The following is a 20,638-nucleotide window of genomic DNA, read 5'->3' as shown; positions in this document are numbered from 1 at the left end:
TCAGCCACGAAGACGGGACATCGTCGGATCGAACAGCGGCTCTTCGGCCACCACTGCCTCGACGGACTGGTCGAAGTACCCGATGTGCACCACGGTCCCCGGAGCGGCAAGACGGGCCGGCAACCACGCGTAGGCGATGCCCTTGCCGATCGTGTAGCCGTAGGCCGCACTCGTGACGTACCCGACCGCGTCGTCACCGTCGTACACCGGCTCCTTGCCCATCACGACGGCCCTCGGGTCCTCGATCGTGAGGCATGTGAGCTTCCGCCGCACGTCGGCCCTGCGCCGCTCCAGCGCCGCCTTGCCGATGAAGTCGTCCTTGTCGGGCTTGACGGCGAAACCGACTCCGGCCTCGTAGGGGTCGTGCTCGTAGGTCATGTCCGTGCCGAAGGAGCGGTAGCCCTTCTCCAGACGCAGGCTGTTGAAGGCGCCGCGGCCGGCGACGATGCCGCCCAGCGGTTCGGCCGCCTGCCAGAGGGTGTCCCACAGCTTCTGGCCCAGGTCGGCTGTGGTGTACAGCTCCCAGCCCAGTTCGCCGACGTATGACAGGCGCATGGCCGTCACCGGGACGGAGCCGATGTGGGCGCGCTTGGCGCGGAAGTACTTCAGACCGTCCTTGGAGAAGTCCGCGTCCGTCAGGGGTTGCAGGACCTCGCGGGCGCGCGGGCCCCACAGTCCGACGCAGCACGTGCCGGGTGTGATGTCGCGGACCTGGACCGTGCCGTCGGCCGGGAGGTGACGGGTGAACCAGTCGAGGTCCAGGTTGCCGTTGGCGCCGACCTGGAAGCGGTCGGGGGCCAGCCGGGCGACGGTGATGTCGCTGCGGATGCCGCCGTCGTGGTCGAGCAGCAGCGTGTACGTCACCGAGCCGACGGACTTGGCGACCTTGCCGGTGCACAGCCGCTCCAGGAAGGCGGCGGCACCGGGGCCGCTCACCTCCAGGCGCTTGAGGGCCGTCATGTCGTACATCGCGACGGTCTCGCGGGTGACCTGGGCCTCGGCGCCGACGATGGGCGACCAGTAGCGCGCGGCCCAGTCGTTGGGGGTCGGGATGGAACGGCCTTCGACCAGGCTCGCGTTGGCCTCGTACCACTGCGGGCGCTCCCAGCCGTTCGCCTCCAGGAAGAAGGCGCCCGATTCCTGCTGGCGGGCGTGGAACGGGCTCGTGCGGATCGGGCGCGGCTCCCCCGACGGCTGGAGGGGGTGGAGGATGTCGTAGACCTCGACGAAGTTCTGGCAGTCGCGGGCCAGCACGTACTCGGGCGAGAGCTGGTGCGGCTCGAAGCGGTTGACGTCGCACTCGTGCAGGTCGAACGAGGAGCAGTGGCCGTCGACCAGCCACTCGGCCATGGCCCGTCCGACGCCCGCGGAGTGGGTGACCCAGACGGCCTCGGCGACCCAGAAGCCCTTGAGGTCCGGGGATTCGCCGAGCAGCGGCAGGCCGTCGGTGGTGAAGGAGAACAGGCCGTTGATGCCCTCTTCGACCTTGGCGTCCTTGGTCGCGGGGAGCAGCGACTGGGTCTCGCTCCAGGCCGCTTCGAAGTCCTCCTCGGTGAACTTCAGGACGGACGGCATGTCCTCGGCCTCGTCCACGGAGAGGATGTCGTCGGCGGAGAGCGGCATCGGGCGGTGGCCGTAGTAGCCGATGCCCAGGGTGTCGAAGCGGTCGCGGTAGTAGAGGTCGGCGTCCTGGTGGCGCAGGATCGGGCGGACCGCCTCCCGCGTCTGACCCGCCAGGGCCGGTACCGGGCCCGTCCAGGCGAGCTGGTGGGCGAGCGGCGTGAGCGGGAGGTTCATGCCGGCCATGCGGGCGATCCTCGGGCCCCAGATGCCGGCGCAGCACACGACGATGTCGGCGGGGATCTCGCCCTGGTCCGTGAGGACGCCGGTCACCTCGCCGTCGGCCCTTGGGACGTCGAGGACTTCGTGGCGGGCGAGGAAGCGCACGCCGCGCTCGGTGGCCCGGCGGATCTGCGCCTCGACGGCGAGGACCGCCTTCGCCAGGCCGTCCGTGGGCACATGGAGGCCGGCGAGGACCTTGTCCGGGTTGACCAGCGGGTGCTGTGCGACGCACTCCTCGGTGCTCAGCAGCCGGGACTCGATGCCCCAGGAGGTGAGCCAGCCGTGGCGCCGCTGGAGCTCCGCGACGCGCTCCGGGCTGGTCGCCACCTCCAGCCCGCCGACCTGGAGGAAGCAGGGCTCGCCGTCGACGTCGAGCGAGCAGAACTTCTCGACGGTGTAGCGGGCCATCTCGGTCATGGTCTTGGAGGGGTTGGTCTGGAAGACCAGGCCCGGGGCGTGCGACGACGATCCCCCGGTGGCGGGCAGCGGGCCCTGGTCGACGACGGTCACGTTGGTCCAGCCTCGCGCGGAGATCTCATCGGCGAGCGCTGCCCCCACGACGCCCGCTCCGATGATGACCACCCGGGGTCCCGCCATCGCCGCACCTCCGACGTTGAAAGCGATGCAGTTGCTGTGTGCGCAACAGAGTTCAGGTTGCGCAACTCAATGTGCCCGCCGTGGACAGGCGTGTCAAGGGGTCCGCGACGCCTGAAAAACCCCGGAAGCGGCGGGGAGGAATCACCAGAAAACGAAGAGGCCCGGCAGGCTGGAGACACAGCCTGCCGGACCTTTCCGGCGGGGTTCGCACAAACAGTCGTGCGCCCTACTTGATCCAGGCGTCGACCTTGTCGCGGTTGGCCTCGACCCACTTCTTCGCCGCGGCCTCGGGCGCCATCTTGTCCACCGCGATGTACTTGGCCACGGTGTTCTGGTCGTCGTTCGTCCAGGTGAACTTCTTCACCAGGTCATAGGCCGGGCTGCCCGACTTGGCGAACTTGGCGCTGACGATCTTGTCGAGTTTGTACACCGGGTAGTCGCAGGCGACCTTCTCGGCGTCGGCGTCGCAGCCCGTCTTGTACTCGGGCAGGCTGACCTTCTTGAGCGGCACCTCGGACAGGAACCACTGCGGCTCGTAGAAGTAGCCGATCACCCATTCCTTGTTCTTCTCGGCGTTGCGGTACGCCTGGATGAGCGCGGTCTCGCTGCCCGCGTACACCACCTTGAAGTCCAGTTTGAGGTTCTTCACCAGCGCCTCGTCGTTGGTGACGTACGAGGGGTCGCCGTCGAGGAGCTGCCCCTTGCCGCCCGACTCCGAGGTCTTGAACTTCGACGCGTACTTGTTCAGGTTCTTCCAGTCCAGGATGTCCGGGTGCGCCTTGGCCAGCCACGGCGGCACGTACCAGCCGATGAGACCCTCGTTGCCGGTCGGGCCCGCGTCGACGGCGGTCTTCTGCTGGGTGATGTACTTCTTCTTCAGATCGTCGTGGCCCCAGTTCTCGACGACGGCGTCGACCTCGCCCGTCCCGAAGCCCTGCCAGGCGATCTCCTCCTTCAGGTTCTTCTGCTCGACCTTGCAGCCGAGGTCGTGCTGGGCGACGTAGGCGAGGACCGCCGCGTTCGCCTCGTAGCCGACCCAGGGGTTGATCGCGAGGTTGAAGGTGCCGCACTTGCCCGAGCTGCCCGAGCCGCCCGCGCTGTCGTCGCCGACCTTCGCGCCCGAACAGGCCGTGAGGGTGAGGCCGAGGACGGCCAGGCCGGCAGCGCCGGCTCTGAAGTGTCGTGCCATGGTGTGGTGCTCCTTATGCGCCGGCGCGGCGAGCCGCTGCCTGAGTGATCCGGTCGAACATGACTCCGAGCAGGACGATGGCGAGCCCCGCCGCGAGTCCCTTGCCGTACAGCTGGCCCTGTGAGAACCCGGCCACGACGTCGTAGCCGAGGGCGCCCGCACCCACCAGGCCGCCCACCACGACCATCGACAGCACGTAGATCAGGCCCTGGTTGGTCGCGAGGGTCAGGGCGCCCCGGGACATGGGCAGTTGCACCTTGGTGATGATCTGCCAGGTGGTGCATCCGGTGGACGTGGCCGCCTCGACGGTGGTCTCGGGCACGGCCCGCACCCCGTCCGCGATGATCTTGATGGCGACCGGTGCCGCGTAGACGACCGCGGCGATGATGGCCGTGAACCGTGTCGCGCCGAACAGCGCGAGGAACGGCACGAGATAGACGAACGGCGGCATGACCTGGGCCGCGTCCAGGGTGGGCCGCAGCAGCCGGTCCACGAGCGCGCTGCGTCCCATCCACACCCCGAGGACGACGCCGAGCAGCATGACCAGCACCGTCGCCACCGCCGTGGACGCCAGTGTCGTCATGCCGTCCGACCAGACACCGGTACCGACCAGCAGGCCCACGCACACGGCCGTGGTGATCCCGGCGCGCCACCCGCCGAGTACCGTGCCGAGGCCGACGAGGGCGGCGCCGACGAGCCACCACGGGGAGTCGGTGAGCACGGTCTGGAACGGATTGAGCAGGCCGTTGGTGAGGGCGTCGCGGAAGGCGTTGGTCAGGCCCGACAGGTTGTCCTGTGCCCAGGTGGTCACATCGGCCGCCGTCCTGGCGATGCCGCTGCCGAGGCCGCCGTCGCCGGGGAACTCGGCCGCCCACACGTACGTGTGCGACAGGTATGCCAGCACCAGCGCCACCACGGCGCCTGCGGCGAGCAGCTGCCGCCGCCACTTGAGGAAGGGGCTGGACGAGCCCCGGGCCGTCTCCGCCCGTGCGCTCGCCGCGGTGGTGACCCGGTCCAGCACGATGGCCATGACGACGATGGCCAGACCGGCGTTGAAGGCCGTGCCGACGTCCAGCGACTGCAGGGCCTGGACGACGGTCTTGCCGAGGCCGGGCGCGTCGATCAGGGCCGCGATGGTCACCATGGCCAGGGCGGCCATGATGGTCTGGTTGACGCCCATCACCACGGTCCGCTTGGACATCGGCAGCAGGACCTTGAGCAGCGCCTGCCGCCGCGTCGCGCCCATCGAGTCCGCCGCCTCGACCGTGGTCTCGGGTACGGAGCGGATGGCGTGCGCGGTGATGCGGATCGCCGGGGGCGCCGCGTAGATGGCGGTGGCGATCGTGGCCGAGGCGGGACCGATCAGGAAGAACAGGGTCAGCGGCGCCAGATAGACGAAGGTCGGCATCGTCTGCATGAAGTCCAGGAACGGCGTGATGATCCGGTGGAACCGGTCCGACAGCCCGGCCCACACGCCGAGGGGAATGGCGAACAGCAGCGCGACGAAGACCGCGGAGAGGGTCAGCGCCAGGGTGTCCATGCTCTCCTGCCAGAGCCCTTGCAGGCCGAGGAAGGTGAAACCGGCCACGGCCAGCAGCGCCACCCGCCAGTTGCCCACGGCCCAGGAGACATAGCCGGCGATGCCGACGACGCCGAGCCAGCCGATCTGCGGAACCGGGCGGTCCGCGGTCGGCTGCGAGATCAGCTCCTGGACGAAGGTCACCAGGGTGTCGATGACCAGGCGGATCTCGTTGAAGAAGTAGAGGAACAGGGGGTTGGAGTTGCGGTCGGCGCCGATCGAGTCGTTGACGTCGTTGAACCACCGGTGCAGATCGGTCAGGTCGGCCGCCGCGAGGGACAGGGTCTGCTTGCCGCGCAGCACGGCGAAGAGCACCAGCCAGAGGAGCAGGATCGCGGCCACCACCACGGCGCGGTTGACCGTCCGCACGCGCCGGGCGGGGGCGGGTGGTTCGACGGTCCCGGTCTTCTCCGGTTTCTCCATCGCGACGGTCATCACGCGTCGCCTTCCTGCCCGGCGACCACCGCGAGGATCTCCTCGTCGCCGACGATGCCGAGCAGCTTGCCGTCCTCGACGACCTTGACCGGCTTCTCGGCGGCGAGCACCGCGCGCGTGGCCTCCTTCACCACGACGTCGGGGCCGAGTTCGGGGCCGTCCAGGGGGTCGTCGGGCTCCGCCGGGCGCATGATCCACCGCAGGGTCAGGACGTCACCGCGGGGCACGTCCCTGACGAAGTCGCGTACGTAGTCGTCGGCGGGGGCGCCGACCAGTTCGTCGCCGGTGCCGCACTGGACGGTCCTGCCGTCGCGCATGATGAGGATGCGGTCGCCCAGCTTGAGCGCCTCGGACAGGTCGTGGGTGATGAACACCATCGTCTTGCCGACCTCGTGGTGCAGCCGGATGACCTCGCTCTGCATGTCGCGGCGGATCAGCGGGTCGAGCGCCGAGAACGGCTCGTCGAAGAGGAGCACGTCCGGGTCGCCGGCGAGTGCGCGGGCGAGACCGACGCGCTGCTGCATACCGCCGGAGAGCTGGTCGGGGTAGGAGTTCTCGTACCCGGAGAGGCCGACGAGTTCGACGACCTCCAGGGCCCGCCTGGTGCGCTCGGCCCGGCTCATGCCGCGTATCTCCAGCCCGAAGGCCACGTTGTCGACGACCCGCCGGTGCGGCAGCAGCCCGAAGTGCTGGAAGACCATGGAGAACTTGCTCCGGCGCAGCTCGCGCAGGCGGCCCGCGTCCGCGTCGCGGATGTCCTCGCCCTCGAAGAGGATCTCGCCGGCGGTGGGGTCGATGAGCCGGGTCAGACAGCGCGCCAGGGTGGACTTGCCGGAGCCGGACAGGCCCATGACGACGAACACCTCGCCGGGCGCGACGTCGAAGCTCACGTCGCGCACGGCGGCGGTGCATCCGGTACGGTCCATCAGTTCGCGGCGGGTGAGCCCGCGTAGCTCCTCGGAGACCGGTACCTGGTCCGCCTTCGGTCCGAACACCTTCCACATCTCGCGTACGGAGATGACCGGCGTGCCTGCCGAGTCCTGGGGTGTGCCGCGCCGCTGCGGCACCTCGGTCGTTGCTGGGGTCATGTTCGACCTCTTTTCGGCGTTCAGCCGCGGAACCAGTGCTGCGGCCTGGGTTGGATGTTCTGCCAGATGTGTTTGGGCTCCCGGTACTCGTCCAGGCCGGTCGGGCCCAGCTCCCGGCCCACGCCGGAGTGCCCGAACCCGCCCCATTCCGCCTGCGGCACATAAGGGTGGTAGTCGTTGATCCACACCGTGCCGTGACGCAGCCGGCGGGCGACCCGCTGGGCCTTGCCGGCGTCCTGGGTCCAGACGGCGCCGGCGAGTCCGTACTCGGTGTCGTTGGCGATGCGTACGGCGTCGTCCTCGTCGGTGAAGCGCTCGACGGTGAGCACGGGCCCGAAGGACTCCTCGTGCACCACCCGCATCTCCTGACCGCACTCGTCGAGCACGGTGGGCGGGTAGAAGTGGCCGCCGGACAGGGCCGGGTCGTCGGGGCGTGCGCCGCCGCAGCGCAGGACGGCGCCCTCGGCGAGACCGGCCGCGACGTACGCCTCGACCTTCGCCAGGTGCTGGGCGGAGATCAGCGGGCCGGTCTCGGCGTGCGGATCGAAGGGACCGCCGAGCCGGATCCGCCGGGCGCGGCGGACCACCTCGTCGACGAACCGGTCGTGCAGCGCGTCCTCGACGATCAGCCGGGCGCCGGCCGAGCAGACCTGGCCCGAATGCAGGAAGACGGCCGTGAGCGCGAAGTCCACGGCCGTCTCGAAGTCGGCGTCGGCGAAGACGACATTGGGGTTCTTGCCGCCGAGTTCCAGCGCGACCTTCTTCACGGTCGCGGCGGCGGTGGCCATGATGCGTCTGCCGGTGTCCAGGCCGCCGGTGAAGGAGACCATGTCGACGGCCCGGTCCTCGGCGAGCGGTGCGCCCACCTCGGGCCCGGCGCCCAGGACGAGGTTGGCGGCACCGTCCGGAAGCCCGGCCTCCGCCAGCGCCTTCATCAGCAGGACGGACGTCGAGGGGGTGAGCTCACTGGGCTTGAGGACGATCGTGTTGCCCGCGAGGAGAGCGGGCGCGACCTTCCAACTCGCCTGGAGCAAGGGGTAGTTCCAGGGGGTGATCAGTGCGCACACGCCGATCGGCTCGTGCACGACGCGGCTGACGGCGTCGTCGCGGCCGGTGTCGATCACCCGGCCCGCGTCGGTGCCGCCGAGCCCTCCGTAGTAGCGGAAGCAGGAGACGACGTCGGCGATGTCGTACTCGCTCTCCACCAGCCGTTTGCCGGTGTCCAGCGATTCGGCGCGGGCGAAGGCGTCGGCGTCGCGTTCGAGGAGGTCGGCGGTGCGCAGGAGGAGCGCGCCGCGCTCGCGCTCGGGGGTGCGCGGCCAGGGCCCGTCGTCGAAGGCCCGGCGGGCCGCGGCGATGGCCGCCTCGGCGTCGGGGCGGGTGCCTTCGGAGACCGTCACGGAGAGCGAGCCGTCGGCGGGGCAGCGGATCTCCCGGTGGCCGCCGGCCACGGGATCCCGCCATTTTCCGTCCACGTACAGGTCTGCCACGTCGAGGGCCCTTCGAGCGAATAGCGTTGCGCATCGTGCATCGAATTGCTTGTGGTGGAACACTCTGGAGAAGGCCGCAACCCACGTCAAGGGGTTGGCGATGACGGTTTCGCCAAGGAGACAGCCACGAGGGCGCAGCACCGGCAGGCCCGGTACACCTCGCCCTCCGGGCCGGTCGGCTGTCTGAAAACTGCTGGTTACGGCAGGGGACGGTGCCGGTAATAGGCGGCGGCGGACGGTGGCAGTGGATCCTTCCCCAGGATGAGGTCGGCCGCCTTTTCCGCGATCATCATCACCGGTGCGTAGATGTTTCCGTTGGTAATGTACGGCATCACCGACGCGTCGACGACACGCAGACCCTCCACCCCGTGCACCCGCATACTGGCAGGATCCACGACGGCCGTCTCGTCGGTGCCCATCTTGCAGGTACATGACGGATGCAGCGCCGTCTCGCCGTCCTTGGCGACCCAGGCGAGGATCTCCTCGTCCGTCTCGACGGACGGCCCCGGCGAGATCTCCCCGGCGTTGTAGGGGGCCATGGCGGGCTGATTGAGCAGCCTGCGGGCGACCCTGACGGCCTCGACCCACTCGCGGCGGTCCTGCTCGGTGGACAGGTAGTTGAAGCGCAGTTCGGGGTGCTCGGCCGGGTCCCTGCTCTTGATCTTCACCGAGCCGACGGCGTCGGAGTACATGGGCCCGACATGCACCTGATAGCCGTGCCCGCCGGCGGGCACGGAGCCGTCGTAGCGGACCGCGACGGGCAGGAAGTGGAACATCAGGTTGGGGTAGGCCACGTCCTCGTTGCCACGGACGAAGCCGCCCGCCTCGAAGTGGTTGGTCGCGGCGGGGCCCGTGCGCAGGAGCCACTGGAGGCCGATGAAGGGAGCGCGCCACTTCGCGAGGTACGGCTGCATGGAGACGGGCTGCTTGCAGGCGTACTGGATGTACACCTCCAGGTGATCCTGGAGGTTCTCGCCGACGCCCGGCAGATCGTGTACGACGTCGATGCCGAGGGCGCGCAGTTCCCCGGCGTTGCCGACGCCCGAGAGCTGGAGCAGTTGCGGGGAGTTGATGGCCCCTCCGCACAGGATGATTTCGCGGGCACGCACCCGCTGGGGTCTGCCACGGCCCCGCCGGTACTCGACGCCCACGGCCTTCTTGCCTTCGAAGAGGACGCGAGTGACCAGAGCGCGTGTCCTGATCGTGAGGTTGGGGCGCTTGCGTACGGGTTTGAGGTAGGCCTTGGAGGCCGAGAGGCGGCGGCCGCGGTGGACGTTTCGGTCGAACCGGGCGAAACCTTCCTGCCGGTAGCCGTTCACATCGTCGGTGGGAGCGTGGCCCGCCTCCTCGGTGGCCTTCAGGAAGGCCTCGAACAGCGGACTGGTTCCCGGGCCGCGCTCCAGGACGAGAGGGCCGTCGTGACCGCGGAACTCGTCGTCCGGGTCGGCGGCGAGGCAGTTCTCCATCCGCCGGAAGTACGGCAGACAGTGCGCGTAGTCCCAGGTCTCCATGCCCGGGTCGGCCGCCCAGCGCTCGTAGTCCATGGGGTTGCCGCGCTGGAAGATCATGCCGTTGATGCTGCTGGAACCGCCCAGCACCTTGCCCCGCGCGTGGTAGACGCGCCGGCCGCCCATGTGGGGCTCCGGTTCGGACTCGTACTTCCAGTCGTAGAACCGGCTGCCGATCGGGTAGGTCAGCGCCGCGGGCATGTGGATGAAGACGTCCCAGGGGTAGTCGGGCCGGCCGGCCTCCAGGACCAGCACCTGGTTGCCCGGGTCCGCGGAGAGCCGGTTGGCCAGCGCACTGCCGGCCGATCCACCACCGACGATGACGAAGTCGTACTGCACCTGAGCCATGGGGCCTCGTCTCGCTCGCGCCGTTGAGAATGCGCGGCATGCTAGTACTCGTACCGCTATGTGCACCAGGTTGCGAGCCGCGCAACTTCTCCGAGTTCTGCACAGGGCCTTGACCTGCACCGCTGGCCGCTATGTTTAACGCCCGTATAGTTGCGTTGTGAGCAACTACCCTGCAGATGCCGAAACGACAACCGCGCCGACCGGTGGGGTGCAGTCCGTCGACCGCGCCATCACCGTGCTGGAAATCCTGGCCCGGCGCGGCGAGGCGGGAGTCAGCGAGGTGGCCGCCGAGATCGATGTCCACAAGTCGACCGCGTTCCGGCTGCTCGGCGCCCTGGAGGTGCGCGGCCTGGTGGAACAGGCGGGCGAGCGCGGCAAGTACCGTCTCGGCTTCGGCCTCGTCCGGCTCGCCGGCGCGGTCACCGGCCGTATCGACATCACCCAGCAGAGCCGCCCGGTCTGCGAGCGTCTCGCCGAGGAGATCGGCGAGACCGTGAACCTCGCGGTGATGCAGGAGCACTACGCGATCAACCTGTACCAGGTGCGCGGTCCCGGCGCTGTCACGGCGTTCAACTGGGTCGGCCAGCTGACGCCGCTTCACGCCACCTCCAGCGGCAAGATCCTGCTGGCCCACATGCCGCCGAAGGAGCGTGCCGCGCTGCTGTCGGAGACCGGCCTGAAGAAGCTGACCCCCCGCACGCTGACCGCGAAGACGAAGCTCGAGAGGAACCTCGCCGAGGCGCTCGAACGAGGCTATTCCTGGACCCTGGAGGAGTTCGAGGTGGGACTGCACGCCATGGCCGCCCCGGTCCGCAACAGGGACGGCGAGGTCGTCGCGGCGCTGAGCGCCTCGGGACCGGCGTACCGGCTCACCGAGGACCGGATGCACGACCTCGCTCCGGTGCTGGTCAAGGGCGCGGACGAGATCAGCCACCGCATGGGCTACCTGGGTTGAGCTACTGCGGCCGCCCCATGCCGAGGCGCTCCTGGACGAAGGCGTGGAACGCGCCGATGTGGTGCTCGCTGGGCACGAGCACTCCGCCCTTGGCGTAGAGCCGGGAGCTCATCGCCGGCTGACAGCGCTCGCACGCGTCGAAGTCCTGCCGGTTGACCCGGTCGAAGAGCTCCACCGACCGGCTGACGTCCTTGCCGCTCTCGACGACGTGCCGGAGGTAGAGCCAGTCGCATTCGACGATGGTGCGGTCCACGGCGACCGGATACATCCGGTGGAAGATCACATGGTCGGGCACCAGGTTGATGAACACCTGCGGCCGGACGGTGATCGCGTAGTAGCGGCGGTCCTGTTCCTCGGTGATGCCCGGAATGCGGTCGAGGCCTTCCGAGCCGTCGACGGTGAAGCCCTTGACCTCGGAGCCGAACTCCGCGCCGTGTCCGACGTAGTACTGGGCGGCGTAGCCGTCGGCGAACTCGGGGAGCACCTCGGTCAGTTCGGGGTGGATCGTCGCGCAGTGGTAGCACTCCATGAAGTTCTCGACGATGAGCTTCCAGTTCGCCTTCACGTCGTAGACGATCCGCCGGCCGACGTCGAGGTTGTCGATGTCGTAGTGCTCGATCGACTCCGTGTCGCCCAGGCGCGCGACCACATCGTCCACGACATCGTCGAAAGGGGGCGGGTTCGCCGCGAGGCACACCCACACATAGCCGAGCCATTCCCGCGTGGCCACCGCCGCCAGGCCGTACTCGGTGCGGCTGACGTCCGGCATCTTGGTGAGGTTGGGCGCCGCGACGAGTTTGCCCGTCAGGTCGTAGGTCCAGGCGTGGTAGGGGCACTGGAAGGCGCGTTTGACCTCCCCGGCCTGCGCCGTGCAGAGCCTGGCTCCGCGGTGTCGGCAGACGTTGAGGAAGGCACGGACGGAGGCGTCCCGGGCCCGGGTGATCAGGACGCTCTCGCGGCCCACCTCGACGGTGCGGAAGGCACCGGGCCGGGCGAGGTCGGCGGAGCGCACGGCGCAGAACCACATCGCCTCGAAGATGCGTTCCTGCTCCTGGGCGAAGACCGCGGGATCCGTGTAGGAGGAGCCGGGGAGGGTGGCGATCAGGCTGTCCGGCAGGCCGGTCGAGGTCACTGTGCACTCCTCGGGGAAGTGTGGTGGATCGCCCCGGTCAGGGCGCCTTGGCCGCGAGTTGCTTGCGCCAGCGCGTGAACAGCTTCGGCTGGTTCATCCCGAGCACGGCGACCGGGTGTCCGGCACGCCGGTAGACGGCGAGGACGTCGCGGTCGTCCGCGGCGCCCGCCTCGATCGTCACACTGTCGGCGCGGGCCGCGTTGCCGGCGAACTGGATCTTCACGCCGTACTGGTCGGACCAGAAGTACGGCGGCCGGGGCAGGGCCGGTTCGCACTCGCCCCAGGACAGCAGGGCGGCGACGGCCGCATCGGCGCGTTCCCGGGCGCCGGTCCAGTGCTCGACGCGACGGTGGGTGCCCGCGCGCGGGTCGTACCAGGAGGCGCAGTCGCCTACCGCGACCACTCCGGCCAGGCTGGTGCGGCCGTCCGCACCGCACCTGACGCCGTCGTCGAGTGCGATGCCGGATCCGGCCAGCCACTCCACGCAGGGACGGGCCCCGACCCCCACGACGACGATGTCGGCGGGGATGCTGCGGCCGTCCTCCATCAGGACGGCGTCGACCCGGGTCTCGCCGCTCAGCCCCTTGACGCCCACGCCGCACAACAGGCGTACGCCGTGGTCCGCGTGGAGGGCGGAGACGATGCGTCCCATGGCCGCGCCGAGCGGTCCGGCCAGGGGGGTGGGCGCCGCCTCGACGATGGTCACGTCGAGGCCGAGCGCGGAGGCGGTGGAGGCGACCTCGGCACCGATGAAGCCGCCGCCGATCACGACCAGGCGTCCGCCCCGGGCCAGTTCGTCCCGCAGGGCCCGGGCGTCGTCCAGGGTGCGCAGGGTGTGCACACCGGCCAGTCCGTCCGTGCCGGGCAGGGTCCGGGCGGCGGCGCCCGTGGCGATGACGATGCCGTCGGCCCGCACCTCGCGGCCGTCGGTGAGCCGCACGGCGCGGGGCGTGGTGCCGAGTCCGGCGGCGCGGGCTCCGAGCAGCCACTCCGCTCGCAGGTCCTCGTCGTCCGGCTCCAGCGCGAGCTCGGCTTCGCCGATGCCGCCGGCCAGGAACTCCTTGGACAGGGGCGGCCTGTCGTAAGGGCGGTGGATCTCGTCGCCGATGACGACCAGCCGTCCGTCGTATCCCTGCTTGCGCAGCGAGCGCGCCGTCGACAGGCCGGCCAGCGACGCGCCGACCACGGCCACGGTCCTCACGCGACGCCCCCGGCGAGCCGGGCGGCGATGCAGGGGGGCAGGTTCGGGGCTGCCGTGGACAGCCGGACGTAGATCATGCCGTCCTCGACGAAGACCTCGTGCGTGCGCACCGGGAGCTTGGCCGGCGGGGCGTCGACGGCTCCGGTCTTGAGGTTGAACTTCGAGGCGTGCAGCGGGCATTCGACCTCGCAGCCCTCCAGCCAGCCGTCGGCGAGCGAGGCGTCCTGGTGGGTGCATGTGTCGTCGATGGCGAAGAGTTCGCCGTCGTCGGTGTGGAACACCGAGACCGGCGGGTCGATGTCGAGCCTGTGGGCCTCGCCTCGGGGCAGATCCACGAGACGGCACGCGGCAATCATCATGACACCTCGGTGCGTATAGCGAAACGGATTGCGGTGAACGCAACGCCAGTTTGAGGGCGCCTTCAAACGCTTGTCAAGCAGTTCGCGGGACACCTGACGCCCTCAATCTGCGTTGCGTAATGCACAACTTCCTGCGCCATAGGAAACGCAGGTCAGCGTGGTGAGGTGCGCTCACCAGCCGCGGGCGGCCCACTCCTCCAGGTGCGGCGCCTCCGCCTCGACGGTCGTCGTCTCGCCGTGTCCGGTGTGGACGACCGTCTCGCCCGGGAGCGTCAGCAGCCGGTCACCGATGGAGCCGATGATCGTGCCGAAGTCGCTGTACGAGCGCCCCGTCGCGCCGGGCCCGCCGGCGAACAGCGTGTCACCGCTGAACAGCGCACCCAGGTCGGGTGCGTACAGGCACACGGCACCCGGAGCGTGTCCGGGCGTGTGCAGGACACGCAGGCCGAGGCCCGCCACCGTGAGGACATCGCCGTCGGTGAGCGGCCTGTCGGGACGCCGGCCCGGGTGCGTCATCTTCCACAGCACCTGGTCGTCGGGGTGCAGGAGGATGGGCGCGCCCGTGGCCAGGGCGACGTCCGGCGCGGCGCGCACATGGTCGTCGTGCGCGTGGGTGCACACGACGGCCGACAGCCGACGGTCGCCGACGGCCGCCAGGACGGCGTCGGAGTCGTGGGCCGCGTCGATGACGACCACCTCGTCGTCGTCGCCGATGATCCAGACGTTGTTGTCGACGTCCCAGGTCCCGCCGTCGAGGCTGAAGGTCCCGCTGGTGACGAGATGTTCGATGCGCGGCGCGCCGGCCATCACAGCACCACCACCGAGCGCAGCACGTCGCCGCGGTGCATCTTCTCGAAGGCCTCTTCCACGTCACCGAGGCCGATGGTCTCGGAGACGAACGCGTCCAGGTCGAACCGGCCTCCCAGATACAGGTCGATGAGGGCCGGGAAGTCGCGGGAGGGCAGGCAGTCGCCGTACCAGCTGGACTTCAGCGAGCCACCCCGCCCGAAGACGTCGAGCAGGGGCAGCTCCACCTTCATCTCCGGGGTGGGCACGCCGACCAGCACGACCGTGCCGGCCAGGTCGCGGGCGTAGAAGGCCTGCCGGTACGTCTCGGGGCGGCCGACCGCCTCCACGACGACGTCCGCGCCGAAGCCGCCCGTGAGCTCGCGCACCGCTTCCACGACGTCACCCTTCGCCCCGTCGACCGTGTGGGTGGCCCCCATGGCCATGGCCCGGTCCAGCTTGCGCCGGTCGATGTCGACGGCGATGACCTTGCTCGCTCCGGCCAGCCTCGCCCCCGCGACGGCGGCCATTCCGACGCCGCCGCAGCCGATGACGGCGACGGAGTCGCCCCGGCCGACGGCACCGGTGTTCACGGCCGCACCGAAGCCCGCCATGACGCCGCACCCGAGCAGACCGGCTGCCGCCGCCGGGGCTGCCGGGTCCACCTTGGTGCACTGCCCGGCGGCGACCAGCGTCTTCTGCGCGAACGCGCCGATGCCGAGCGCCGGCGAGAGCGGGGTGCCGTCGAGCAGCGTCATCGGCTGTGTGGCGTTGTGGGTGGCGAAGCAGTACCAGGGCCTGCCCCGGCTGCAGGCCCGGCACTGGCCGCACACCGCACGCCAGTTGAGGATGACGAAGTCGCCGGGCGCGACGCCGGTGACTCCCTCTCCGACCGCCTCGACGCGACCTGCCGCCTCGTGCCCCAGCAGGAAGGGGAAGTCGTCGTTGATCCCGCCCTCGCGGTAGTGGAGATCGGTATGACAGACGCCGCAGGCCTCGACCTTGACCAGTGCCTCCCCCGGACCGGGATCGGGGACGACGATCGTCTCGACGGAGACGGGTGCGCCCTTCTTACGGGCGACGACAGCACGAACCTCGTGAGCCATGAGCTGCTCCTCAAGCGGGAATCTCGCGAGTGCGTTGCCTCATTCGCTACACGCACCGCTATACGCAACCGAGCATCGCGGAGGAGCGCACCGAGGGTCAAGAGCCCGGTTGCGGCCGGGCCGACACGTGTGCGGCTGATCCGATCCAGCCGCACACGGTCAGCGGTTCATGCGGTCAGGCGGCGACGGGCTGCGGCCCGGCCGCCGGAGCCGCCAGACGGCCCGTCCGATGCAGACCCCACAGGGCGGCCGCGCAGCCGAGGCCGAGTGCGCACAGGCAGATCCACGGCAGCGCGGGCATCCCCGCCTCGCGGGCGGCGTCGAGCGACGCGCCGGTGAGGAGGTTGCCGAGGGTGATGCCGATGCCGCAGATGGTGTTGTAGAGCCCGTAGTGGGTGGCGACGAGCCGGTCACCGGAGAGGCGGACGATGGTGTCCATCTCGAAGGGATAGGCGATCATCGTGCCGACGGCCAGCAGCAGCGCGGCCAGCATGGGCGGTACCGCGGCCAGCAGCCACAGGCCCACGCCCGAGTCCGGAATGGGCACCGCGGTGGCCAGCGACAGCGGCACGAAGGCCAGGCCCATCGCGGCCAGTCCCCGGCTCAGGGACTGGCCCGGCTCGTAGCGGGCCTTGCACCAGGCGGTCACCCGCGTCTGGCCGGCGATCGTGCTCAGCCCGGAGACGGCGAAGAGCGCGGCCACCGCCGCTGTGCCGAACTCCCCGTCACCGCCGACCCGTCGTACCTCCAGCGGCAGCGCGAGATAGACCTGGAAGGAGAGGACGTACGAGCCGATCATGGCGCCGGAGAAGAGCAGGAACGGCCGGTTGGCGAGGATGCCGCGCCACTGGGCCAGCACGCCCTCGCGATCCTGCACCTCCTTGCCGCCCTGGGTGTCGTCGGCCCGTCGCGCCGGCAGGGCACGGATCTGCACGATGCTCAGCAGCGCGAAGATCCCCGCCGCGACCAGGCAGGTGACGCGGAAGTCCACGCCGGTCAGCACCATGCCCACGACGGGACCCAGCAGGATGCCGGCCTGGTAGAAGACGTTGAACAGGGCGAACGCCTCGACCCTGCGCTCCCCCGCGTCCGCGGCGAGATACGCCCGGACGGCCGGGTTGAACAGTGCCCCGGCGAGCCCGGTGGCCGCGGAGGCGGCGATCAGCGCGGCCAGTGAGTCGACCAGGCCGAGCGTGGCGAAGCCGGCGGTGCGCAGCACGCATCCGGCCACGATCATCGGCTTGTACCCCAACCGGTCGGCGAGCGTGCCGCCGACGAGGAACATGCCCTGCTGGCTGAAGTTCCGCACGCCGAGGACCAGTCCGACCATCCAGCCGGCCAGTTGGAGGGTGCCGGACAGGTGAGCGGCCAGGTAGGGCATCAGCATGTAGAAGCCCAGGTTGATGGTGAACTGATTGACCATCAACAGCTGGACGCTGCGTTCGTGACCGCGTACCTGTGCGAGGGTGCCCTTCACCGGTTCTCCTCCGCGGCGTCGGCCTCGCGGTCGAGTGCGTCGAGCACGTCGGATTCCTGTGCCCGCTCGGCCAGGGCGAGCGGGTCGACCACGGTGGTGCACCGGGTCCAGCGAGCGACCTCCTTCTCGTCCACGCGCCCGATCACCTCCGGTTCGGGAGCGGGTGGGGCGTCGAGGAGGCCGTGCGCGCCGCAGTAGTCGTCGTCGAAGACCGTCCCGAGGTAACGCTGCGGACCGTCCGGGAAGATCGCGGCGATCCTGCTGTCGGCGGGCAGGGTGCGGGCCAGCCATCCGGCGACCAGGGCGACGGCACCGACGCTCCACCCGCCGGTGGCGTAGTGCGAGCCGGCCAACTGGCGGCTGGTCCACACCGCCTCGGCGGGGGCCACCCAGTGGACCTCGGAGAACTGGCCGTAGGCGACGTTGCGGGGGTAGATGCTCGACCCCAGGCCCCGCATCAGCCGTGGCCGGGCCGGCTGGCCGAAGATCGTGGAGCCGATGGTGTCGACGCCGACCAGCTTCAGCTCGGGGTAGAGCTGCTTCAGTACCCGGGAGACGCCGGCGGAGTGCCCGCCCGTGCCGACACTGCACACCAGGACGTCGATGTGGCCCAGCTCGGACGCCAGTTCCAGGGCGAGCGGGGTGTAGGCGGTGGTGTTGTCCGGGTTGTTGTACTGATCCGGGCACCACGCATCCGGATGCCGCGCCACGAGCTGCTCCACGCGCTCACGGCGAGCCTGCTGCCAGCCGCCGGTGGGGTGCGGCTCGGATACGACGTTGACCTGGGCGCCGTACGCGGTCAGCAGCCGCGTCATCGACATCTCCAGGCCGGGGTCGGTGACCAGGGTGACGGGGTGGCCGTACACCATTCCGGCCAGGGCGAGGCCGAGTCCGAGGGTGCCGCTGGTGGACTCGATGATCCGGGCGCCGGGCCGCAGGTCGCCCCGGGAGCGGGCGCGTTCCACCATGTGCAGACCCGGCCGGTCCTTGATGCCGCCGGGGTTGAAGCCCTCCAGTTTCGCCCAGAAGCCGCGGTCGGGGGGCGTCAGCGGCTGGGACACCCGCAGCAGCGGCGTGTTGCCCACCAGCGCCGACAAGGCGGACCGCTCGGGCATGGCGGCGGTGTTCGTCATCGACTGCATGTCTTTTCGCTCTCGCTCGATGAGTACGCGGTGCACGTTCATCTCGCGCCACGGCCGCACCGGGACGGTCGCTCCGTCCGGGGCTGTGGGGCCGTCGCGCGGCAGCCGGGCGGGGCCGGCCGCGAGCGAGAGGTCTAGATACGCCACCGCGAGGTGCGGACCAGCGCGGTTCTGCCGGTACGTCTTATGCGGGTGCGGAACTGCCGACGCCGGGGCTGCGGCCGTACGAGAGCCTCGGGGAGGGCGGCGAGTGCGGTCGTCCCCGCCTCGGCGGGTGGCTGGTGTGCGGTCTGCGCCGTCGTGCGGGCGGCCCCGTCCAGGCCGCACTCCTCGGCCTCGTGGTGCCGGTGCGGCCCATGAGGCACGACGTCGCTCGCCACCGCCGGCCGTCCGAAGGCCGTGGCGACGGCGGGTGCGAGCCGCTCGGGCTGTTCGAACTGCCCGTGCGGCAGGGCGCACAGCCCGAGCATCACGAGCAGGGCTCCGGACAGCAGAGCGAGAAGCGGGCGCCGGCACGAGTCGGCCGGGGCGCGCGGGGCAGGCGTGGAGGTACGGGAGGGTGTCGGCACAGGGTCTCCGTGCGCTCGCCCCTTCCTGCCGCGGCGGCAGCCACGGCAGGAAGGAACGGCGGGCAGGGTGGGGGAAGTACGGCGTCGGCGCGGCCGCAGAAGAACGAGGACCGCTGTCTCTAGACCTGCTGAACCACGGACAGTCTCAGAGCGGGCGACGACGCGGCAGGCAGCGCCGGCTCGTTGCGGCTCGGCCTGCCCGAGACGCGCCCGGCGTCGGCCGATTCGGCAACCGACTGTGCGCAGCACGGCGGTGTCAGCACCGGGCCCTGTTGCGGCTGGCCGGATACGCAGTGCTCACGGGTGTGCGAGGAGCCGTGACCACCGCCCGGCTCGCCTATCGCGACGAGCCGCGGCGCGGCCTGCTCGTCCCCGGCTGCGAGGACCTTCCCGTGCAGCGGGGCCGCGGGGGCCACCGCGCTGGTCACCAGGTGTCCTTCCGTGCTCTCGGCGCTCAGGCCGTGGGCGGACACGACGCCGAACAGCAACACGACCATGGCCAGCACGCGCAGCAAGGAACCCGCAGACGCGCGAGCCCGCACCAGGCGCGGGAGTGACCAGGCCGTCATCATGCCGTGATCCTAACGGCTCGTGGACCTTGGACCGTCAACTCCCGCACCACAGCGCGTCAACGCGCCACACACATGACCGGTTTGCTTCGACGGCCTGTCACGCGTGTTCACTGAGGCACGAGCTTCTCGAAGAAGAACTCGTGCTTCAGGAACGACGTCGCGTGCTCCGCCCCCGGATACGGCGGCACGAGCGGGGCCGCCTGGAACAGCCGCCACCCGTCCTCCAGTGCGCCGACCCCCGTCTCGTACGGGGGTTCGTCGCTGTCGCCGGTCGTCGGGCGAGTCGCGCCCGTGCCGTCGTAACGGGCCCAGCCGACGACCTTGGAGTCGAGGGCGGAGGTGTCGAGGTAGAGGACGAGGACCTGCTGCCGGGTGGTGGTCATGCGGTGCTCCTCTGCGAGACGTGCGCGGCGGGCCGGTTGGCGATGCGGGTGACCCAGTGGTCGATGTCGAAGCCGGGGTCGCCGGACAGGGACCGCCACAGCAGGATCCGGTTGTGGATCTCCAGCCGGGCGGTGGCCCCCTCGTACCAGGGGAACGTGCGCAGCAACTCCTCGCGCACGGCGGGAGAGTCCACGTCCCGCGTGTCCCACAGCCGCACCTGGGGCACGGTCGGGTTGAAGCGGATCTTGTACATGTGACGGACGGTGTCGCTGTCGTTGCGCCGCCCACCGTGCCAGATGCCGTGGTGCAGCAGGAGCACGGTGCCGGCCGGGCAGGTCAGCCGGGTCTGACCGCGCAGGTTCTGGTAGCGGCCGGTGTCGGACTCGTTGGTGCGGCGCAGATGGCTGCCCGGCACGACGAGCGTGCCGCCCATCTCTGCGGTGACCTCCTGCGGGTAGTACATGAGCTGCACGTCGAAGGCGTCGGCCCGTACATCGATGAGGGCGTCGGCGTGCAGCGGCTGCGCACTGCCCTCACGGGGCAGGCGGGTGTGGACGAAGTGGTGGTCGACGGCCGGATCCGGCCCCACCAGGCTCTCCAACGCGCCCGCGACGACGGGCAGTTCGAGGAGCCGACGGGTGAAGGAACCCCCGGGGAACGCCATCGGCACGGGAGTGCCGTACGGCACGGCGGGCAGCGGTCCGGCGGCGAAGAGGCCGAGCGCCTCCTCGTTCATCTCCGGGGGCACGACGCCGTCGAGGCGCAGGAAACCGTGGGCCGTGAACCGCGCCACCTCGGCGGAGCTCAGCAGCTGCTTTGTGGTTGACATGACGCAACCGTAGAAGCGCAGACGCGGGTGGTCGTGGGGCGTAACCGCCA

The 20,638-nt window shown here is 70.3% G+C and carries 18 protein-coding genes; 1 reads left to right on the top strand and 17 read right to left on the bottom strand.

Translation table 11 applies throughout. The features are described 5' to 3' along the window. The 6 genes from ACFZDA_RS34775 to betA form a co-directional block, all read right to left on the bottom strand. On the bottom strand, nt 1-2,439 hold the full coding sequence (locus tag ACFZDA_RS34775) for an FAD-dependent oxidoreductase (RefSeq protein WP_391089337.1): 2,439 nt from the start codon (nt 2,437-2,439) through the stop codon (nt 1-3). 226 nt (nt 2,440-2,665) lie between these two features. Then, on the bottom strand, nt 2,666-3,628 hold the full coding sequence (locus ACFZDA_RS34770; RefSeq protein WP_391089336.1) for a glycine betaine ABC transporter substrate-binding protein: 963 nt from the start codon (nt 3,626-3,628) through the stop codon (nt 2,666-2,668). A gap of 13 nt (nt 3,629-3,641) precedes the next feature. Continuing rightward, entirely contained in the window at nt 3,642-5,642 is a 2,001-nt protein-coding gene (locus ACFZDA_RS34765; RefSeq protein ID WP_391089334.1) for an ABC transporter permease subunit, read from the bottom strand. Beyond that, nucleotides 5,642-6,730 (bottom strand): betaine/proline/choline family ABC transporter ATP-binding protein, encoded by a 1,089-nt coding sequence (locus tag ACFZDA_RS34760; protein ID WP_391089332.1) that lies wholly within the window; start codon nt 6,728-6,730, stop codon nt 5,642-5,644. The genes ACFZDA_RS34765 and ACFZDA_RS34760 overlap by 1 nt, the downstream gene beginning before the upstream one ends. A 20-nt stretch (nt 6,731-6,750) precedes the next feature. Then, nucleotides 6,751-8,220 carry an aldehyde dehydrogenase family protein gene (locus ACFZDA_RS34755; protein WP_391089330.1) on the bottom strand — a complete coding sequence of 490 codons (1,470 nt, stop codon included), beginning with the start codon at nt 8,218-8,220 and terminating at the stop codon, nt 6,751-6,753. Nucleotides 8,221-8,417: 197 nt separating this feature from the next. Further along, nucleotides 8,418-10,076, bottom strand: a complete 1,659-nt coding sequence (gene betA / locus ACFZDA_RS34750) for a choline dehydrogenase (protein WP_391089328.1) — start codon at nt 10,074-10,076, stop codon at nt 8,418-8,420. A 208-nt stretch (nt 10,077-10,284) separates the two neighbouring features. On the opposite strand from betA, the gene ACFZDA_RS34745 reads away from it, so the two are divergent. Beyond that, nucleotides 10,285-11,031, top strand: a complete 747-nt coding sequence (locus ACFZDA_RS34745) for an IclR family transcriptional regulator C-terminal domain-containing protein (RefSeq protein ID WP_391089376.1) — start codon at nt 10,285-10,287, stop codon at nt 11,029-11,031. A gap of 1 nt (nt 11,032) precedes the next feature. Here ACFZDA_RS34745 and ACFZDA_RS34740 read toward each other — a convergent pair whose 3' ends face one another. From ACFZDA_RS34740 to ACFZDA_RS34690, 11 genes are all read right to left on the bottom strand, one after another. Beyond that, the gene (locus ACFZDA_RS34740; protein WP_391089326.1) at nt 11,033-12,163 is read right to left on the bottom strand and encodes an SRPBCC family protein; all 1,131 of its coding nucleotides are present in this window, start codon (nt 12,161-12,163) and stop codon (nt 11,033-11,035) included. 37 nt (nt 12,164-12,200) lie between these two features. Further along, nucleotides 12,201-13,364, bottom strand: a complete 1,164-nt coding sequence (locus tag ACFZDA_RS34735; RefSeq protein WP_391089324.1) for an FAD-dependent oxidoreductase — start codon at nt 13,362-13,364, stop codon at nt 12,201-12,203. Then, nucleotides 13,361-13,723, bottom strand: a complete 363-nt coding sequence (locus ACFZDA_RS34730) for a bifunctional 3-phenylpropionate/cinnamic acid dioxygenase ferredoxin subunit (RefSeq protein ID WP_037673830.1) — start codon at nt 13,721-13,723, stop codon at nt 13,361-13,363. The genes ACFZDA_RS34735 and ACFZDA_RS34730 overlap by 4 nt, the downstream gene beginning before the upstream one ends. Before the next feature lie 171 nt (nt 13,724-13,894). After that, the gene (locus ACFZDA_RS34725; protein ID WP_391089321.1) at nt 13,895-14,530 is read right to left on the bottom strand and encodes an MBL fold metallo-hydrolase; all 636 of its coding nucleotides are present in this window, start codon (nt 14,528-14,530) and stop codon (nt 13,895-13,897) included. After that, a complete protein-coding gene (locus tag ACFZDA_RS34720; protein ID WP_391089319.1) occupies nt 14,530-15,615 on the bottom strand; it encodes an S-(hydroxymethyl)mycothiol dehydrogenase in 1,086 nt (361 codons plus the stop codon). Before ACFZDA_RS34720 ends, ACFZDA_RS34725 begins: the two co-directional genes overlap by 1 nt. Nucleotides 15,616-15,790: 175 nt before the next feature. Next, entirely contained in the window at nt 15,791-17,092 is a 1,302-nt protein-coding gene (locus ACFZDA_RS34715; protein ID WP_391089317.1) for an MFS transporter, read from the bottom strand. After that, a complete protein-coding gene (locus ACFZDA_RS34710) occupies nt 17,089-18,234 on the bottom strand; it encodes a pyridoxal-phosphate dependent enzyme (RefSeq protein WP_391089374.1) in 1,146 nt (381 codons plus the stop codon). The genes ACFZDA_RS34715 and ACFZDA_RS34710 overlap by 4 nt, the downstream gene beginning before the upstream one ends. A 134-nt stretch (nt 18,235-18,368) precedes the next feature. Then, complete coding sequence (locus tag ACFZDA_RS34705) at nt 18,369-18,803, bottom strand: hypothetical protein (RefSeq protein ID WP_391089315.1); 435 nt, start codon at nt 18,801-18,803, stop codon at nt 18,369-18,371. A 119-nt stretch (nt 18,804-18,922) separates the two neighbouring features. Further along, a complete protein-coding gene (locus ACFZDA_RS34700) occupies nt 18,923-19,375 on the bottom strand; it encodes a hypothetical protein (protein ID WP_391089313.1) in 453 nt (150 codons plus the stop codon). 107 nt (nt 19,376-19,482) lie between these two features. Further along, the gene (locus tag ACFZDA_RS34695; RefSeq protein ID WP_391089311.1) at nt 19,483-19,758 is read right to left on the bottom strand and encodes a hypothetical protein; all 276 of its coding nucleotides are present in this window, start codon (nt 19,756-19,758) and stop codon (nt 19,483-19,485) included. Further along, nucleotides 19,755-20,588, bottom strand: coding sequence for a phytanoyl-CoA dioxygenase family protein (locus tag ACFZDA_RS34690; RefSeq protein ID WP_391089309.1), 834 nt, complete (start codon nt 20,586-20,588; stop codon nt 19,755-19,757). The genes ACFZDA_RS34695 and ACFZDA_RS34690 overlap by 4 nt, the downstream gene beginning before the upstream one ends. Between the last annotated feature and the right edge of the window lie 50 nt (nt 20,589-20,638).

The sequence above is a fragment of the Streptomyces sp. NPDC007991 genome, assembly GCF_042958445.1.
Lineage (GTDB): Bacteria > Actinomycetota > Actinomycetes > Streptomycetales > Streptomycetaceae > Streptomyces.
The sequence above is the reverse complement of the archived record's forward strand: the minus strand, read 5'-3'. Positions and strand labels throughout refer to the sequence as shown.